The following is a 14315-nucleotide window of genomic DNA, read 5'->3' as shown; positions in this document are numbered from 1 at the left end:
ATCCACACGCGCGTCACGACGTCGCGGAAGGCGACGACATCCTCGAGCGCCACCGGCTCGGCGAGCCCGTAGGCGGTCGACGTCTCGATCGTGTCGCAGATGTGCAGGTAGTGCGCCCAGGTCTCGGCGAAGTCCTCGTACGGGTGCATCGTCGCGTAGGCGCTGATGAATGAGCCCGGCCATCCGGCCGGCGCACCGTCGGCGTAGTGCCGGTTCACCGCCTCTTCGTAGTCGGCGCGCTCGTCGCCGAAGAGCGCGCGGGCGCGATCCAGGATGCTGCCACCCGCCGCCTCGACGAGCCGCCACTGGATGTAGTGGCCGATCTCGTGACGGAAGTGCCCGAGCATCGTCCGGTAGGGCTCGTCGAGTCGCACCCGCACCCGTTCGCGATACGCGTCGTCGCCCTCGGCGAGGTTGATGGTGATGACGCCCTGGTCGTGACCGGTGACGACGTCCTCGTGCGTGTCCGAGAGCAGATCGAAGCACAGGCCGGTCGTCGGATTCGTGCGGCGCGACTCGATCTCGAAGCCCAGCCGGTCGAGGTCGACGATCAGGCGGCGCTTGGCGCGCTCGGCGATCTGGAAGCTGCGCATGCCGCGCGCGTCGGCGTCGTTCGGGCGGGTGCGGGTGAGGTCGCAGCTGACGCACTGCCCGCCCGGCGTCGCGGCGAGCCAGGTGCATCCCGACAGGCCGAGGTTGCGGCAGATGTGCCAGGTCGCACCGTCGGCGTCGGTGTACCGACCGGCCACGATCGGCACGATGTCGACCTCGGTGCGCGAGAAGGCGAGGTCGGAGCCGCACGAGACGCACACCGAGTTCTCGAAGTGCAGCGGGTTGGCGCACACGCGGCAGCGGAAGGCTCTCATGCCGTCATGCTGTCACGCCCCACGCGCGGCGAGGGCGGGGTTGACGCGGCCACGGTGGAACCCGGCGGCGGCGACCACGGAGTGCGGGCGGTGGGGGCGGACGCGGTGGCGGCTAGGCTCGCGGCATGGAGGAATGGGTCGGCGAGGCCGCGGAACAGCTCGAGCGCATCACGCGCGACCCGATGGCGGATGCCGCGCACGGCGCGATCCGCGTCGTGTCGGTCTCCGCGCCCACGGGGCACGCCCGGTATCAGGAGCTCACGGTGCAGGCGCAGGTGTCGGCCCTCGGCATCGAGGAGAAGACCCAGCCCCTCGTGGTCGTGCTCGACACCCGTCGCCTCCCTCCCGTCGGCGCGGTGCTGCCGGCACGCATCTCGCGCACCCACGAGGGCATGATCGAGGTCGACTGGGAGTCGCTCGCCCGCTGAGCCCGGCATCGGGCGGCCCGGCCGCTCAGCGAACATCGAGGTGCGTGCGGTGGGGTGGGTCGATGGGTAGGCGCAGGTCCGGTGCGGCACGCACCAACGTCGGCATCGCGGTGGCCCTCGTGGCCGCCGGGGCGCTGGCGCTCGGCACGGCCGAGATCGTGTCGTCGACCCGGAGCTCGGCGGCGTCGTGCGTCGCGGGCGAGGGGGCGGCAGCATCCATCGCCGGGTACCGGGGCGTGCAGCTCGAGAACGCCGCCGCGATCATGGATGCCGCCACCGCTGTCGGCTTCGGCGCCGATGCGCAGGTGCTCGGTGTGATGGCGGCGATGGGGGAGTCGGGTCTGCGCAACATCGACTACGGCGACTGGGAGACCTCGGGCGTGCGCAATCCCGACGGCTCGCGCACGACCTCGATCGGGCTGTTCCAGCAGCAGGAGGGCTGGGGTTCGGTCGATGAGCGGATGGATCCGTCGCGCTCGGCGACCCTCTTCTTCGCGCGTCTCGCCGAGGTCGAGGGGTGGCAGGACATGAAGCCCACGCGGGCGATCCACGCGGTGCAGATCAACGCCGACCCCCACCACTACGCGCGCTGGGAGCGATCCGCGCGCGCCGTCGTCGAGGGCCTGTCGCCGGGCGGCTGCGGGGCGCGCTGATCCCGCGGCCAGGCCGCCGCCGCCGACCCGCGGCCGGGCCCACGACCGCGACCCGGGTCAGCGCGAGGACACGCGTGTCGGCGCGGTGGCGCCCGTCGCGAGCGGCGACATCAGTGCCCGAGCCCGGGCGCGCACGTGCCGCACCTCGGCCCGCGCGCCGGTGAGGGCCGCGGTGAGTTCGTACGGGGAGCGCGAAGCGGCCGACTCGATCGCGGCGGCGACCGCGACAGCATCCATGCCGGTGGCCTCGACCGACACCTCGTGCACGCCGACCCACGCGAAGTGCGCGCGCACCTTGCCGCTCGGCCCGGCGACCAGCTCGAGCGGGATCGCCCCGCAGGAGGCCGCGAGGATCAGCACGTGAAGACGGTCGGAGAGCACGACAGTCGCGCGCTCGTAGAGGCTCAGCAGTCGGCGCTCCTGCACGAGATCGGGCACGGATCCCCAGCCGAACGCCTCCGCATCCAGGGCCGCGGCGAGCTCGTCGGCGCGCGCCTCGTCTCCGCGCACCTGGGCGCTCACGACGATCCGCAGGCCGCGGGACCCGGCGAAGGACCGCACGCCCGCGAGCCATGCGTCGGGCGGGAAGGCGCGGGCGCCGCGCAGGCTGATCACGAGGGTGTCGCGAGCCGCCCCCGAGGGGCCGGGCTCGCCGGTGGGGATCGCGTCGCGCGCGAACGCGATGTCGGGGCTGCGCACCGCGCCGGGGACGAGCTCGAACGACGCCTGTTCGCGCATGGGCGAGAAGTCGGCCAGTCGTGCCGACATCCGATACACCCAGAGCGAGGGTGCGCTGATGCGGGCGAGCGCGCGCGGCGCGTAGACGATCGTGCCGCGTCGGGCCTTGACGGCGAGACCGAGCGCCAGGAAGACGAGCTCGCGCACGACGTGGCGCGACTCGAGCTGCACCTCGCCGGGCTCGAACAGCAGCACCGGCCGGGGCGTGGTCAGCAGCGCGCGGATCCACGCCTGGGCGCCGGGGCGCCGCCGGTACACGGGGCCCAGCGGCGCCGCACCGATCTGGTCGATCCAGGCGTCGGGCGCGCGTCCGACGTAGGTGTGCACCGGGCCGATGCCGTGCACCCACTCGAGCGTCTCGCGCCGGATGATCGCGTCGCCGATGTTGGGGTAGTCGCCCGTCATCGCCGCGAAGACCGTGCGCTCGCCGGGCTCGGCGGGCCGGCTCTCGCCCGTCACGCCGGCGCGGGATGCTGTCGCCTCGGTGGACGCGGGCTCGCCCGTTGCCGCGCCCGGCGACGCGTCGGCCGCGGCAGTGACCGGGGGAGCCGCGTTCGCGCGGTGTTCGCGGTCGAAGGTGCGCGCCGCGCGGAAGACGAAGACGAGCGAGAGGGCGTAGGCGAGCGCCCACGCGATCGAGAAGCTCAGCACGACGACGCCGATGTCGCCGGTGAGCGCGGCGGCGACGAGCCCCGTCGTCCAGGTGAGAGCTGCCCGCGTGAACTGCAACGCGAACAGGCGGCGCTCGCGGCCGAGCATCACGAAGAGGAAGTCGGTCGGCGAGACGGCGACCTGCAGCGTGGCGGGGATCGCGAGCATCGCGATCAGGACGCCGGCCGGCGCCCACTCCTCGCCGAGGACGGGACCGGCCAGCAGCGGGCCGCCGATCGCGAGCGCCGCGCCGATGAGGACGCCGAGCGCGAGGAATGCGCGCACGTGGGAGCCGAGGGACGCCGTCAGGCTCGGGCGCTGCTCGCGGATGATGCGGCTGAAGCTCAACTGCGTGACCTGGGCGAGGGCCTGGCCCGCGAGCGATATCGGCGTCGACGCGATGCGCTGGGCGACGCCCACCTGTCCGGCCGCGGCCGGTCCGACGGTCGCGCCCGCGATCACGGTGAGTCCCTGGATCGTGAGCCCCGACATCGCCCCCGCACCGATCGTGGGCAGAGCCCGGGCGAGTGTGTAGGGGGTGTCGCGGGCCGGTTCGAGCTCGGGGTCCGCGGTCTCGGCCGAACCGTCGGACCGGGCCGCGGCATCCATGGATCGTTCGCCCGTCGCGGGCTCTTTGACCAGGCGCGAGGCGGCGATGCCGATGAGTCGGCCCGCGAGCAGGGCGACGGGCAGCAGCGTGACATCGCCCCCCGAGAGGGCGAACACCGCCTGCAGAGACGCCCCCGCGACGCCGCCGACGAGGTTGCGCACCGCGAGGGCGCGCCGCGCGCCCTGCCGCACGAGGCGCGCGCCGTCGAGCAGCGGCAGCCCGAGCGCGGGCACGAGCAGGCCCGTCATGATCAGGATGCCCGACACGTCGGTGAGGCCCGAGAGGTGATCGATGACGCCCACGGCGATCAGCAGGAGGCTGAGCCCGAGCGCCACCGCGGTGCCGAGCCGCAGGCGCCGGCGAACCAGCTCGGCCGCGTGCGTGGTCGGCACGATGTACTCGAGACGCAGCGTCGCGAGCGGCAGAAGGATGAACGCGATCGCGAAGGCGAACTGGTACACGCCGAACTCGGCCGGCGGGTAGACCCGCGTGAGCACGGGCAGCACGGCGACGAGGGCGAGTTGGCCGACGACCTGACTGCCGATCAATGCGAGGGGCGCGCGTGCGCGTCCCGGTCGAAATTTCCCCACGGTAGCTCCCCAGCTTGCGCGTCGGGGAGCGCCATCGATCCCGCCTGGATGTCCATGCTGACACGGGCATGCATCGGGCGGCAGGGTATTGACGTGAGAGTTCTCTCACGCTACGGCAGGGTTCGCCTCATCCGGCGGGGCGCCGTTGCGTCCGGAGCGTCGCGGGGGACGGTCGCGACACGTCGGGCGGATGCTGTCCGCCGTGACGTGCCGCGACCGGTCGGACCCGCGATCGGCGCGGATCCGTGTCAGTTGCAGGTGATGGTCACGCCGCTGGAGACCTCGTGCGTGCCGGGGCCGTACTCCGAGCACAGGCGCGCGTACTCTTCGGCGGCACCGATCGCGAGGCCGATGAGGGCGATGCCGACGATGATCCCGATGATCATCAGGATCACGCTGATGATGATCGCCGCGAGCGCCCAGCCGTTCTTGGCACCGGCCTTGCGGCTCTGCACGAGCGCGATGATGCCGAGGATCAGGGCGACGAGCTGCACGAAGAACGACAGGATGAAGGCGACGATGCCGAGCGTCTTGCCGGGCACGGGTGCTCCCGGGGCGGGCGAGGACGTGCCGTAGGCGGGCGGCGGGGCCGCACCGTACGCCGGCGGTTGGTTCGGAGCGGGGTAGCCGGCGGGGTTCTGGTTCGGGGGTGTGCTGCCCGGGGGCGGCGGTGTGGTGTCGGACATGTGCGGGTTCCCTCCCTGATCGCGCGGCACTGATGCGCGCGCAGAGCCGACGTTAGCGAGCGCGCGGGGCGCGACACAACGGGGCGCGCGGGCGCGGGCCTCAGCCCGCGACGACCCGCAGCACGCGCGCGACCTCGTCGACCGCGGGGACGAGCTGCGCCGCCGCGAGGGCATAGGTGCGCTCCGATCGCCGGAAGGGGTCGATCACGTCGTCGTCGGCCGGGTCGTGCGGGGGCTCGACGGCGGAACGCAGGCTCGCGACATGGGCGACCGCGCGTCGCGCCCGCTCGGCGGGATCGGACGCGTCGCCGATCGCGGCGGCCAGGTCGGCGGCGCTCGCGTGGACCGACAGCCGGGCGAACTCCCGCACCGTGAAGGTCGAGCGCAGCCGCGCCGGCGCGAGCTCGACGATCGCCCGGCGGTGTTCGCGCGCCATGGCGAGGATCAGGTCGGGGGAGCGCAGCATCCCCTCGGTCAGTCGCCGCCCGCGGTGGGCCTGCGCCTCGGCGGGCGGGGCGCCGTGGGCGACGGCGAGGGATCCGGCCTCGGCGGGCATCGGATAGTCGATCAGGGCCCGCGTGCCGGCGCTGTGCACCTGGATGCTGCCGCCTGTGCGCGCGCGCAGCACCAGTTCGGCGAGGGGTGAACGGGCGACGTTGCCGGTGCACACCGTGAGTACCTCGAGCATGGGCGGGGCCTCCCGGTAGGTTGGCATCGTGCCCCCCGAGTCTAACGACGCTCCAGGCGGCGCCCCGGCCGCGGGCGCAGCCCCTGCCGCGGGTCCCGTCTCCGCCGCGGACACCGTCGACACCCGCGCGACGCGGGCGGCCGCACGCGCCGCCTCCGCGCCCGCGGGCGCAGCGCCCCTCTCGAGGGCCGGCTCCGACCGTCGTCCCGTCGCTCCGCGCTCGTGGACCGCCGGCGGATCGACTGTGCAGGACTGGGGCTACGACCTGCTCGGCTGGGCGATGATCTCCTTCGCCGCCGGCATACTGCTCTCGGCCGGCATCCCGTCGGTCGTGCCCGGCGCGACCGGCGTGCTGATCGCGGGCATCGCCCTCTGGCTCGGCATGGCCGTGCCCGTGGCGTTCGCCTTCGCGCGGTCGCGGCCGCGGGGGCTGCTGCGCTTCCGCCCGGTCGACCTGCTGTACGGCGTCGTGCTGGGCGGCGTCCTGCGCCTCGCGCAGGGCTGGTTCGAACAGGCCGCGGCCGGAGGCCCCGTGCCCTTCCCCTCCTACCCCACGATCGACGGGCAGCTGTCGTCGTCGTGGTGGTTCGCCGACGCGCTCGCGCCCGTCGTCATCTCGCCGGTGATCGAGGAGTTCTTCTTCCGCGGCGTGCTGCTCGTCGTCATCTATACGGTCGTGCGCCGCGCGCTGGGCGCGCGGGTCGCGGCGTTCGTTGCGGTCGTCGTGACGACCGGTGTCTTCGTCGCCGCACACACGCTCAACGGCGCGCTCGGCTGGGACGACGTCGTCAGCTACGCCCTCGTCGGCATCGTGTGCGGGATGCTGGTGCTCCTCACCCGGCGCATCTGGGGCGCCGTGCTCGTGCACATCGTCTTCAACGCGACCTGGGTGGCGCTCGCGACGGCGGGCACGCTCCTCTCCTGAGCCCGCATTGCCGCCCTGCCCTTGTCGGGGTGTCCCACTTTCCGTCGGTTCCGGTGCCGCTGGGCGACAGATTTCGGGACATGCCGAATGAGTGCGGCGCGGCATCCGCCCTGCCCTTGTCGGGGTGTCCCACTTTCCGTCGGTTCCGGTGCCGCTGGGCGACAGATTTCGGGACAGCTTCAGGGGAGTGCGGCACCCGTTTTGCACGGCCGCTGACCCCGCGCGCCGCCCCGCGCAGGCGTAGCGTCGAAACCGACAAAGGGGTTCATCATGAACGAACGCATCATCGTCGGAATCACGGATGCCCAGGCCTCGCGTCGCGCACTGGACTGGGCCACGCGGCGGGCCGCTGATCGGCACCAGAGCCTGCTGCTCGTCTCCATCGTCGGGGGCGCGGTCGGTGCCGTGGGCGAGGGACGAGTGGTGGATGCCGCCCTCGAGCGCACCCAGGAGATGCTCGATCGCGAGGCCGCTCGCATCGCCGAGTTCCGCATCCCCGTCGAGACCCGCATCGGCCGCGGCGATCCGGTCGAGCAGCTGATCCGCGCGGCGGAGAACTCGGCGCTGCTCGTCATCGGCAGCGATTACCGCGGCCACGGGCTCGGTCCTGTGCGCGGTCATCGCGGTATCCGCATCGTCGCGGGCGCCCACTGCCCCGTCGTCGTGGTGCCCGACATCGACGTGTCGGAGCGCCGCGGTGTGATCGTGGGTGTCGACGGCTCCGAGATCTCCGAGGCCGCGATCGCCTTCGCCGCCGCCGAGGCCGATCGCCGCGGCGAGAGTCTCACGGCGATCGGCACGTGGTCGCCGCTGGCCGTCCCGATGGGGGGACTCGCGTACCCCGACGACTACGTCGAGAACATGCAGAAGCTCACCGCCGAGAACCTCGGCATCTCGGTCGCAGGGCTGCGCCAGGACTATCCCGACCTGCACATCGAACAGGTCGTCGAGTCGGGGCTGCCCGGCGCGATCCTCTCGCGCCACGGCGCCACCGCGAGCCTCGTCGTCGTGGGCAGCCACGGGCGCGGCGCGTTCCGCCGGTTCCTGCTCGGCTCGGTGAGCGAAGAGGTGCTCGCCAAGCTCACGACGGTCACGGCCGTCGTGAGGTGACACGCACGACGGGGATGCTGTGGCCCGCATGGCCCGCGGGGGCGCGGGGATTTGGGTCACAGCATCCCTTCGGGGTAGTCTTTCCCTTTGGTGCCTGCGTCCTGCTGACCGGGTACCGCGAACGTGAGCCCTCCACCGGCCCGTTGCCCCGGCATCCGCCGTCGACAACAGCCCCGGAGCGGGATTCACGAACCTCTCCGTTCGATCAAGAAAGCAGCACTACTGTGACGCGCACCTACACCCCCAAGGCTGGCGAAGCCCAGCGCGAGTGGCTCATCATCGACGCGACCGACGTCGTGCTCGGCCGCCTCGCAAGCCACGCCGCCGTCCTGCTCCGCGGCAAGCACAAGGCCACCTTCTCCAACCACATGGACATGGGCGACTTCGTGATCATCATCAACGCCGAGAAGGTGGCGCTGACGGGTCAGAAGCTGCAGAAGAAGATGGCCTACCGCCACTCGGGCTACCCGGGCGGCCTCAAGTCCGTCTCGTACGAGGAGCTTCTCGAGAAGAACCCCGTGCGCGCCGTCGAGAAGGCCGTGCGCGGCATGCTCCCGAAGAACAGCCTGGGCGCGCAGCAGCTGCGCAAGCTCAAGGTCTACCGCGGCGCCGAGCACCCCCACGGTGCGCAGCAGCCCACCACGTACACCCTCGACCAGGTCGCCCAGTAAGCGCCGCCGACTTTCCAGGACTTAAGGACACACTCGTGGCGAAGATCTCCGACTCCATCGAAACCCCTCAGAACTACTCGACCGAGACGCCCGCCGAGCAGGCCCAGGCCGTCGCCGAGCGCCCCGTGCTCTCGGTCCCCGGTGCGGCCGTCGGCCGCCGCAAGCAGGCCATCGCCCGCGTGCGCCTCGTTCCCGGCTCGGGCACCATCACGGTGAACGGCCGCACGCTCGAGGACTACTTCCCCAACAAGCTGCACCAGCAGCTCATCAACGACCCCTTCACGGTCCTCAACCTCACCGGCGCGTACGACGTCATCGCACGCATCTCGGGTGGTGGCCCCTCGGGCCAGGCCGGTGCGCTGCGCCTGGGCATCGCCCGCGCGCTCAACGAGATCGACGCCGAGCACAACCGCCCGACGCTGAAGAAGGCCGGCTTCCTCTCGCGCGACGCGCGCGTGAAGGAGCGCAAGAAGGCCGGTCTCAAGAAGGCCCGCAAGGCTCCCCAGTACTCGAAGCGTTGATCCCCGGTTCTTCCGGGATCACCGTTCACGGGTAGGGATCCGATGCCGCTCTTCGGCACGGACGGCGTGCGGGGGCTGGCCAACGGCCCCCTCACCGCCGACCTCGCTCTCACTCTGGCCCAGGCGACCGCCGTCGTCCTGGGCCAGGGTCGTACCGCCGACGCGCGCCGCGCCGCGGGCAAACGCCTCACGGCCGTCGTCGCCCGCGATCCGCGCGTATCGGGGGAGTTCCTCACGGCCGCCGTCGCGGCGGGCCTGGCATCGTCGGGCGTCGACGTGCTCGAGGCGGGCGTGCTGCCCACGCCCGCGCTCGCCTTCCTCGTCGGCGACCGCGATGCCGATTTCGGTGTGATGGTCTCGGCATCCCACAATCCGGCCCCCGACAACGGCATCAAGATCTTCGCGCGCGGCGGTGTCAAGCTGCCCGACGAGGTCGAGCAGCGCATCGAAGCCGCCATGACCGCCCCCAAGCTGCAGCCGACGGGCGAGAAGGTCGGGCGCATCATCCGCTTCTCCGACGCCGAGGACCGCTACGTCGTGCATCTGCTCGGCTCGCTCGATGTGCGCCTCGACGGGCTGCGGGTCGTGCTCGACTGCGCGCACGGCGCCGCCGCGGGCGTCTCGCCCGAGACGTTCCGGGATGTCGGAGCCGAGGTCATCGTGATCGGCGCCGATCCCGATGGGCTCAACATCAACGACGGCGTGGGTTCGACCCACCTCGATGAGCTCGCGCGCGCGGTCATCGCGCACGGCGCCGACATCGGCATCGCCCACGACGGCGACGCCGACCGCTGCCTCGCCGTGGACGCTGCCGGTCGGGTCGTCGACGGCGATCAGATCATGGCGATCCTCGCCGTCTCGATGCGCGAGCGCGGCCTGCTCGCCAACAACACGCTCGTGGCGACCGTCATGAGCAACCTCGGTCTGCATCGTGCGATGTCGGCCCACGGCATCCGCGTGCTGCAGACCGCGGTCGGCGACCGGTACGTGCTCGAGGAGATGAACGCGGGCGGTCACTCGCTCGGCGGCGAGCAGTCCGGCCACGTGATCATGAGCGAGTATGCGACGACGGGTGACGGCATCCTGACCGGACTGCATCTGGCGGCCGAGATGGCGCGCACGGGTCGCAGCCTCGCCGAGCTCGCATCGATCATGACGGTGTATCCGCAGGTGCTCGTCAACGTCAAGGACGTCGACCGCACGCGCGCCTCCACCGACGAGGGCGTGGCCGTCGCGGTGGCGGCGGTCAAGGCCGAGCTCGGTGACTCGGGGCGCGTCCTGCTGCGCCCGTCCGGGACCGAGCCGCTCGTGCGCGTGATGGTGGAGGCGGCATCCGAAGACGATGCCCACCGACACGCCGACGCGCTCGCGACTGTCGTGCGGGAGCGCCTCGCTCTCTAGCGTTGCGCCGCGTGCCCGCCGCATGCCCGCCGCGGGTCGGTCGCTCCGTCACCTGGCGCGTGGGGGTGTCCCACTTTCTGTCGCCAAGCGCCGCTCAAGGCGACAGAAATTGGGACATGCCCGGCGGGCTGAGCGACGTCGGCCCGGGCTGCCTCGGGGGTGTCCCACTTTCTGTCGCCAAGCGCCGCTCAAGGCGACAGATATTGGGACATGCCCGGCGGGCTGAGCGACGTCGGCCCGGGCTGCCTCGGGGGTGTCCCACTTTCTGTCGCCAAGCGCCGCCCGAGGCGACAGATATTGGGACATGCCCGGCGGGGCGGAGGATGCTGTGGGTCGGCGCTACGCCAGGGGCACAGAGGTGGCGCCGGGGCCGGCCGCGGGATGCCGCGGTCCGCGCGCCGCGGCGACCGGCATGATCGCCGCGAGTCGGGTGCCCCCGCCGGGTTGCGTGCCGAGGTAGACGCGCCCACCGGCCAGCTCGATGCGCGTGCGCAGCTTGCCGAGCGAACGCAGATCGGCGGGCAGACGCACGCCGATACCGCGGTCGGCGACGATCATCCGCACACGCGAGTTCTCGAGGCTCAGCGACACCTCGATCTGCTGCGCGTAGCCGTGCCGCAGCGCGTTCGAGATGCCCTCGTCGGCCAGCCGCATCAGCAGGAGGCGTTTCTCGAGGCCGAGGGGGCCGTTGCCGGTGCCCTCGGTGGCGCTGATGGCGGCATCCATCCGCAGCGTCACCTCGATGGGTGCGGGAACCCGCGCGACCAGCGCCCGGAGCGCGGGCACGAGGCCGTTGCCGATCTCGCGCGGATAGATCGCCGCCTCGAGGCCGCGCCTGCCCGCGCGACGCAGGGCGTCGAGCTCGTCGAGCACCGACGCGAGGCGCACGCGATCGGAGGCGTCGGCGCGCGCCGCCAGATCCTCCAGATCGGCGCGGATCGCCTCGATGCGACCGCGCTCGCTCGATCGCAGCGCATCGGCCTCGACCTGACGGTCGCGCAGCTCGGCCCGCTGCATCCGCAGCAGGGCGTCGGCCGCGATCGCCGCCGGCAGGATCGTGCGCCGCTCCGCCGCGCGCAGGCGCTGTTGCGAGCGGGTCACCGACAGAGCGAAAGCGAAGATCAGGCTGATCATGATCGACGCCATCGCGGCGTCGATGAGCACCGAACCCCACTGCTCCTGGCTGTAGATGCCGGTGCTCAGCTGCATGATGGCCCGCACGCCACCCACCGTGGCGCCCGCGGCGGCGACGAGCCACAGGGATGCCGGGGGCCGGTGCTGCTCGATGCGCAGCCGTTCGGCGAGCAGCACGGAGACGACCACAACGGCCAGGTTGATCAGCACGCGGCGGCCGACGTCCATCAGCGGCGCGGCATCGATCCCGCGCATCGTCTCGGACTGCACACCCAGCACGAGCACCGCCTGCAGGCTCGCCGAGATCGCAAGTGCCGCCCCGAGGATCGCGACGATACGCATCATCGTGCGGGAGTCGTGCTCACGATCGCGGGGGGTCGGAGCGGGTCCGGTCACCGGCGCACGGTCCGCCGCGGGCGGGTCGCCGGGGCGCCCCGAATGCGGCTCGGACACCGGGCGACGGGCGCGACCGGGGCCGTAAGCGGGAGACACGATCGCACCTCCTGGGCACCGCGGGACAACATGGAACTCTCGTCGGCGCTCCCCAGCCACCGCCAATAGCATAACCCGGGGGCTGGTCGGCGCTGTTCGCAGGGTATTTTCAGGCGGTCAGCCCCAGCTGAGCGACTCGATGTAGCGCAGCAGCACACCCTCCCGCAGCGCCCACGGACTCACCTCGAGCTCGTCGACATCCATCGCCCTCATCGCCTCGTGCAGCACGACGGCGCCCGCGACGATCTGGAACGTCCGGTCGGCCGTGATCCCGGGCAGCTCCTGACGGGCGGATGCCGGCAGCCGGGCCAGTCGCGGAATCCACGAGCCGAGCGCGGCGCGGGGCAGCAGCATCCGCGGGCTGCCCGACCAGCCCGAGACGGGATAGCCCGCGAGCTTGGCGAGGGAGCGGATGGCCTTGGAGGAGCCGACGACGTGTTCGGGACGCGGCTGGTCGCCGAACGCGCCCGCGACCGCCGCGAGCTCCGCGCGCGCGTGGCGGCGCAGGGCCTCGACGGCGTCCTCGCCGGGCGGGTCCTCCGGGAGGAACTGGATCGTCATGCGTCCCGCCCCGAGCGGCACGGAGGTCGCGACATCGGGCAGCTCGTCGGCACCGGAGGCGATCTCGAGCGAGCCGCCGCCGATGTCGAACAGCAGGATCTGCCCCGCCGACCAGCCGAACCAGCGCCGCACCGCGAGAAACGTGAAGCGGGCCTCGGTCTCGCCGCCGAGCACCTGCAGCGGCTGCCCGAGCGCGGCCTCGATGCGGGCGATCACTTCGGCGCCGTTGAGTGCCTCGCGCACCGCCGAGGTGGCGGTGGCCAGCAACTCCTCAACCTTCTCGGCCGCGGCGACCTCGCGCGCGGTGGTCACGGCCTGCTCGAGGGCGCGGACGCCCTCCTCGGTGATCGCACCCTCGGGGGTGAGGTAGCGCATGAGGCGCAGCACGGTGCGTTGGCTGGTGGTCGCCAGCGGCCGCCCGCCCGGTCTCGCGTCGGCGACGAGCAGGTGGACGGTGTTCGAGCCGATGTCGAGGACTCCCAGGCGCACCCGCCTCAGCGTAGTGGGGCGCACCCCTCCGCGGGCCCCGCCCGGCGCCCCCGCTAGCATGGCCGGGTGCCCGCCGACGACACCGTGCCGAGTCCCTATCGCGAGATCGCGCGCAGCGAGTGGGCCCGGCTCGCCGCCGATATGGACCAGCCGCTCACCGAGCCCGAGGTCGTGCAGCTGCGGGGGCTCGGCGATCGCCTCGACATCACCGAGGTGCGCGAGGTCTACCTTCCGCTCAGCCGGCTGCTGAGCCTCTACGCGAGCGCGACGAAGAATCTCGGGGCCGACACGGCGGCCTTTCTGCAGGAGCCCGACACCACGACCCCGTTCGTCGTCGGCGTGGCGGGTTCGGTCGCGGTCGGCAAATCGACGATCGCGCGCCTGCTGCGCGAGCTGATGAGTCGCTGGCCCGGCACCCCGCGGGTCGAGCTCGTCACGACCGACGGGTTCCTCTTCCCCAACGCCGAGCTCGAGCGGCGGGGTCTGATGGAGCGCAAGGGCTTTCCCGAGTCCTACGATCGCCGGGCGCTCGTGCGGTTCCTCACCGAGGTCAAATCGGGCGCCACCGAGGTGCGCGCCCCGTTCTACTCGCACATGCGGTACGACATCGTGCCCGACGCGAGCGTCGTCGTGCGCCGCCCCGACGTCGTCATCGTCGAGGGCCTGAACGTGCTCCAGCCTCCGCCCTCGCCCAACGACGTCGCCGTGTCCGACCTGTTCGACTTCTCGGTCTACGTCGACGCCGACACCGATCACATCGCCCGCTGGTTCACCGACCGCTTCCTCGCCCTCAAGGTCGGGGCGTTCGCCAACCCCACGTCGTACTTCAACGTCTTCGCCCACCTCAGCGACGACGAGGCCGTCGAGACCGCGATGCGGTACTGGAACGACATCAACATGCCGAACCTCGTCGAGAACGTCCTGCCCACGCGCCACCGAGCGACCCTCGTGCTGCAGAAAGATGCCCGGCACAGCGTCGACCGCGTGCTGCTGCGCAAGCTCTAGGGCGTGTCTCCTAAGCTCCTTGGGGGGTCGAGGGCAGGGTAGGAGTGTGTCGCGTACTCGTACTCTCTCGGATGCTGCTTGGGCTCGGATCGAGCC

At 72.2% G+C, this 14315-nt stretch carries 14 protein-coding genes; 8 read left to right on the top strand and 6 right to left on the bottom strand.

Annotated elements, in window-relative coordinates; all coding sequences use genetic code 11:
* Positions 1 to 866, bottom strand: an 866-nt coding sequence (locus DI573_RS09770) for a putative zinc-binding metallopeptidase (RefSeq protein WP_292813420.1), incomplete at its 3' end; no start/stop codon positions are given.
* A 125-nt stretch (positions 867 to 991) separates the two neighbouring features.
* On the opposite strand from DI573_RS09770, the gene DI573_RS09765 reads away from it, so the two are divergent.
* Both DI573_RS09765 and DI573_RS09760 read left to right on the top strand, forming a co-directional pair.
* Entirely contained in the window at positions 992 to 1294 is a 303-nt protein-coding gene (locus DI573_RS09765) for a hypothetical protein (protein WP_292813417.1), read from the top strand.
* A gap of 62 nt (positions 1295 to 1356) precedes the next feature.
* Complete coding sequence (locus DI573_RS09760; RefSeq protein ID WP_292813414.1) at positions 1357 to 1947, top strand: hypothetical protein; 591 nt, start codon at positions 1357 to 1359, stop codon at positions 1945 to 1947.
* A gap of 57 nt (positions 1948 to 2004) precedes the next feature.
* Here the strand turns inward: DI573_RS09760 and DI573_RS09755 are convergent, their stop codons facing one another.
* The 3 genes from DI573_RS09755 to DI573_RS09745 form a co-directional block, all read right to left on the bottom strand.
* Complete coding sequence (locus DI573_RS09755; RefSeq protein ID WP_292813411.1) at positions 2005 to 4536, bottom strand: polysaccharide pyruvyl transferase family protein; 2532 nt, start codon at positions 4534 to 4536, stop codon at positions 2005 to 2007.
* A 248-nt stretch (positions 4537 to 4784) separates the two neighbouring features.
* Positions 4785 to 5222, bottom strand: coding sequence for a DUF4190 domain-containing protein (locus DI573_RS09750; protein WP_292813409.1), 438 nt, complete (start codon positions 5220 to 5222; stop codon positions 4785 to 4787).
* A 100-nt stretch (positions 5223 to 5322) separates the two neighbouring features.
* Positions 5323 to 5937, bottom strand: coding sequence for a low molecular weight phosphatase family protein (locus DI573_RS09745; protein WP_292813406.1), 615 nt, complete (start codon positions 5935 to 5937; stop codon positions 5323 to 5325).
* 1 nt (position 5938) lies between these two features.
* On the opposite strand from DI573_RS09745, the gene DI573_RS09740 reads away from it, so the two are divergent.
* From DI573_RS09740 to glmM, 5 genes are all read left to right on the top strand, one after another.
* Positions 5939 to 6835 carry a type II CAAX endopeptidase family protein gene (locus tag DI573_RS09740; protein WP_292813404.1) on the top strand — a complete coding sequence of 299 codons (897 nt, stop codon included), beginning with the start codon at positions 5939 to 5941 and terminating at the stop codon, positions 6833 to 6835.
* A gap of 270 nt (positions 6836 to 7105) precedes the next feature.
* Entirely contained in the window at positions 7106 to 7945 is an 840-nt protein-coding gene (locus DI573_RS09735) for a universal stress protein (protein WP_292813402.1), read from the top strand.
* Between the two features lie 224 nt (positions 7946 to 8169).
* On the top strand, positions 8170 to 8616 hold the full coding sequence (rplM, locus tag DI573_RS09730; protein ID WP_292813401.1) for a 50S ribosomal protein L13: 447 nt from the start codon (positions 8170 to 8172) through the stop codon (positions 8614 to 8616).
* A gap of 35 nt (positions 8617 to 8651) precedes the next feature.
* Positions 8652 to 9137: a 30S ribosomal protein S9 gene (rpsI, locus tag DI573_RS09725; protein ID WP_292813398.1), complete on the top strand. Its 486-nt coding sequence runs from the start codon at positions 8652 to 8654 to the stop codon at positions 9135 to 9137.
* Positions 9138 to 9179: 42 nt separating this feature from the next.
* Positions 9180 to 10538, top strand: coding sequence for a phosphoglucosamine mutase (glmM, locus tag DI573_RS09720; protein WP_292813395.1), 1359 nt, complete (start codon positions 9180 to 9182; stop codon positions 10536 to 10538).
* A 339-nt stretch (positions 10539 to 10877) separates the two neighbouring features.
* Here the strand turns inward: glmM and DI573_RS09715 are convergent, their stop codons facing one another.
* A complete protein-coding gene (locus tag DI573_RS09715) occupies positions 10878 to 12068 on the bottom strand; it encodes a hypothetical protein (protein ID WP_292813393.1) in 1191 nt (396 codons plus the stop codon).
* 213 nt (positions 12069 to 12281) lie between these two features.
* Positions 12282 to 13214, bottom strand: a complete 933-nt coding sequence (locus DI573_RS09710; protein ID WP_292813391.1) for a Ppx/GppA phosphatase family protein — start codon at positions 13212 to 13214, stop codon at positions 12282 to 12284.
* A 66-nt stretch (positions 13215 to 13280) separates the two neighbouring features.
* Between DI573_RS09710 and coaA the strand changes: the two genes are divergently transcribed.
* Positions 13281 to 14219: a type I pantothenate kinase gene (gene coaA / locus DI573_RS09705; RefSeq protein WP_292813388.1), complete on the top strand. Its 939-nt coding sequence runs from the start codon at positions 13281 to 13283 to the stop codon at positions 14217 to 14219.
* Positions 14220 to 14315 lie beyond the last annotated feature (96 nt).

The organism is Microbacterium sp. (assembly GCF_003248605.1).
In the GTDB taxonomy this organism is placed as follows: domain Bacteria; phylum Actinomycetota; class Actinomycetes; order Actinomycetales; family Microbacteriaceae; genus Microbacterium.
The sequence above is the reverse complement of the archived record's forward strand: the minus strand, read 5'-3'. Positions and strand labels throughout refer to the sequence as shown.

Bases quoted from the DNA above. Each gene is read 5' to 3' on its own strand.
- DI573_RS09750 (WP_292813409.1), bottom strand. From the start codon at position 5,222: ATGTCCGACACCACACCGCCGCCCCCGGGCAGCACACCCCCGAACCAG.
- DI573_RS09745 (WP_292813406.1), bottom strand. From the start codon at position 5,937: ATGCCAACCTACCGGGAGGCCCCGCCCATGCTCGAGGTACTCACGGTG.
- DI573_RS09760 (WP_292813414.1), top strand. From the start codon at position 1,357: ATGGGTAGGCGCAGGTCCGGTGCGGCACGCACCAACGTCGGCATCGCG.
- DI573_RS09735 (WP_292813402.1), top strand. From the start codon at position 7,106: ATGAACGAACGCATCATCGTCGGAATCACGGATGCCCAGGCCTCGCGT.
- DI573_RS09765 (WP_292813417.1), top strand. From the start codon at position 992: ATGGAGGAATGGGTCGGCGAGGCCGCGGAACAGCTCGAGCGCATCACG.
- glmM (WP_292813395.1), top strand. From the start codon at position 9,180: ATGCCGCTCTTCGGCACGGACGGCGTGCGGGGGCTGGCCAACGGCCCC.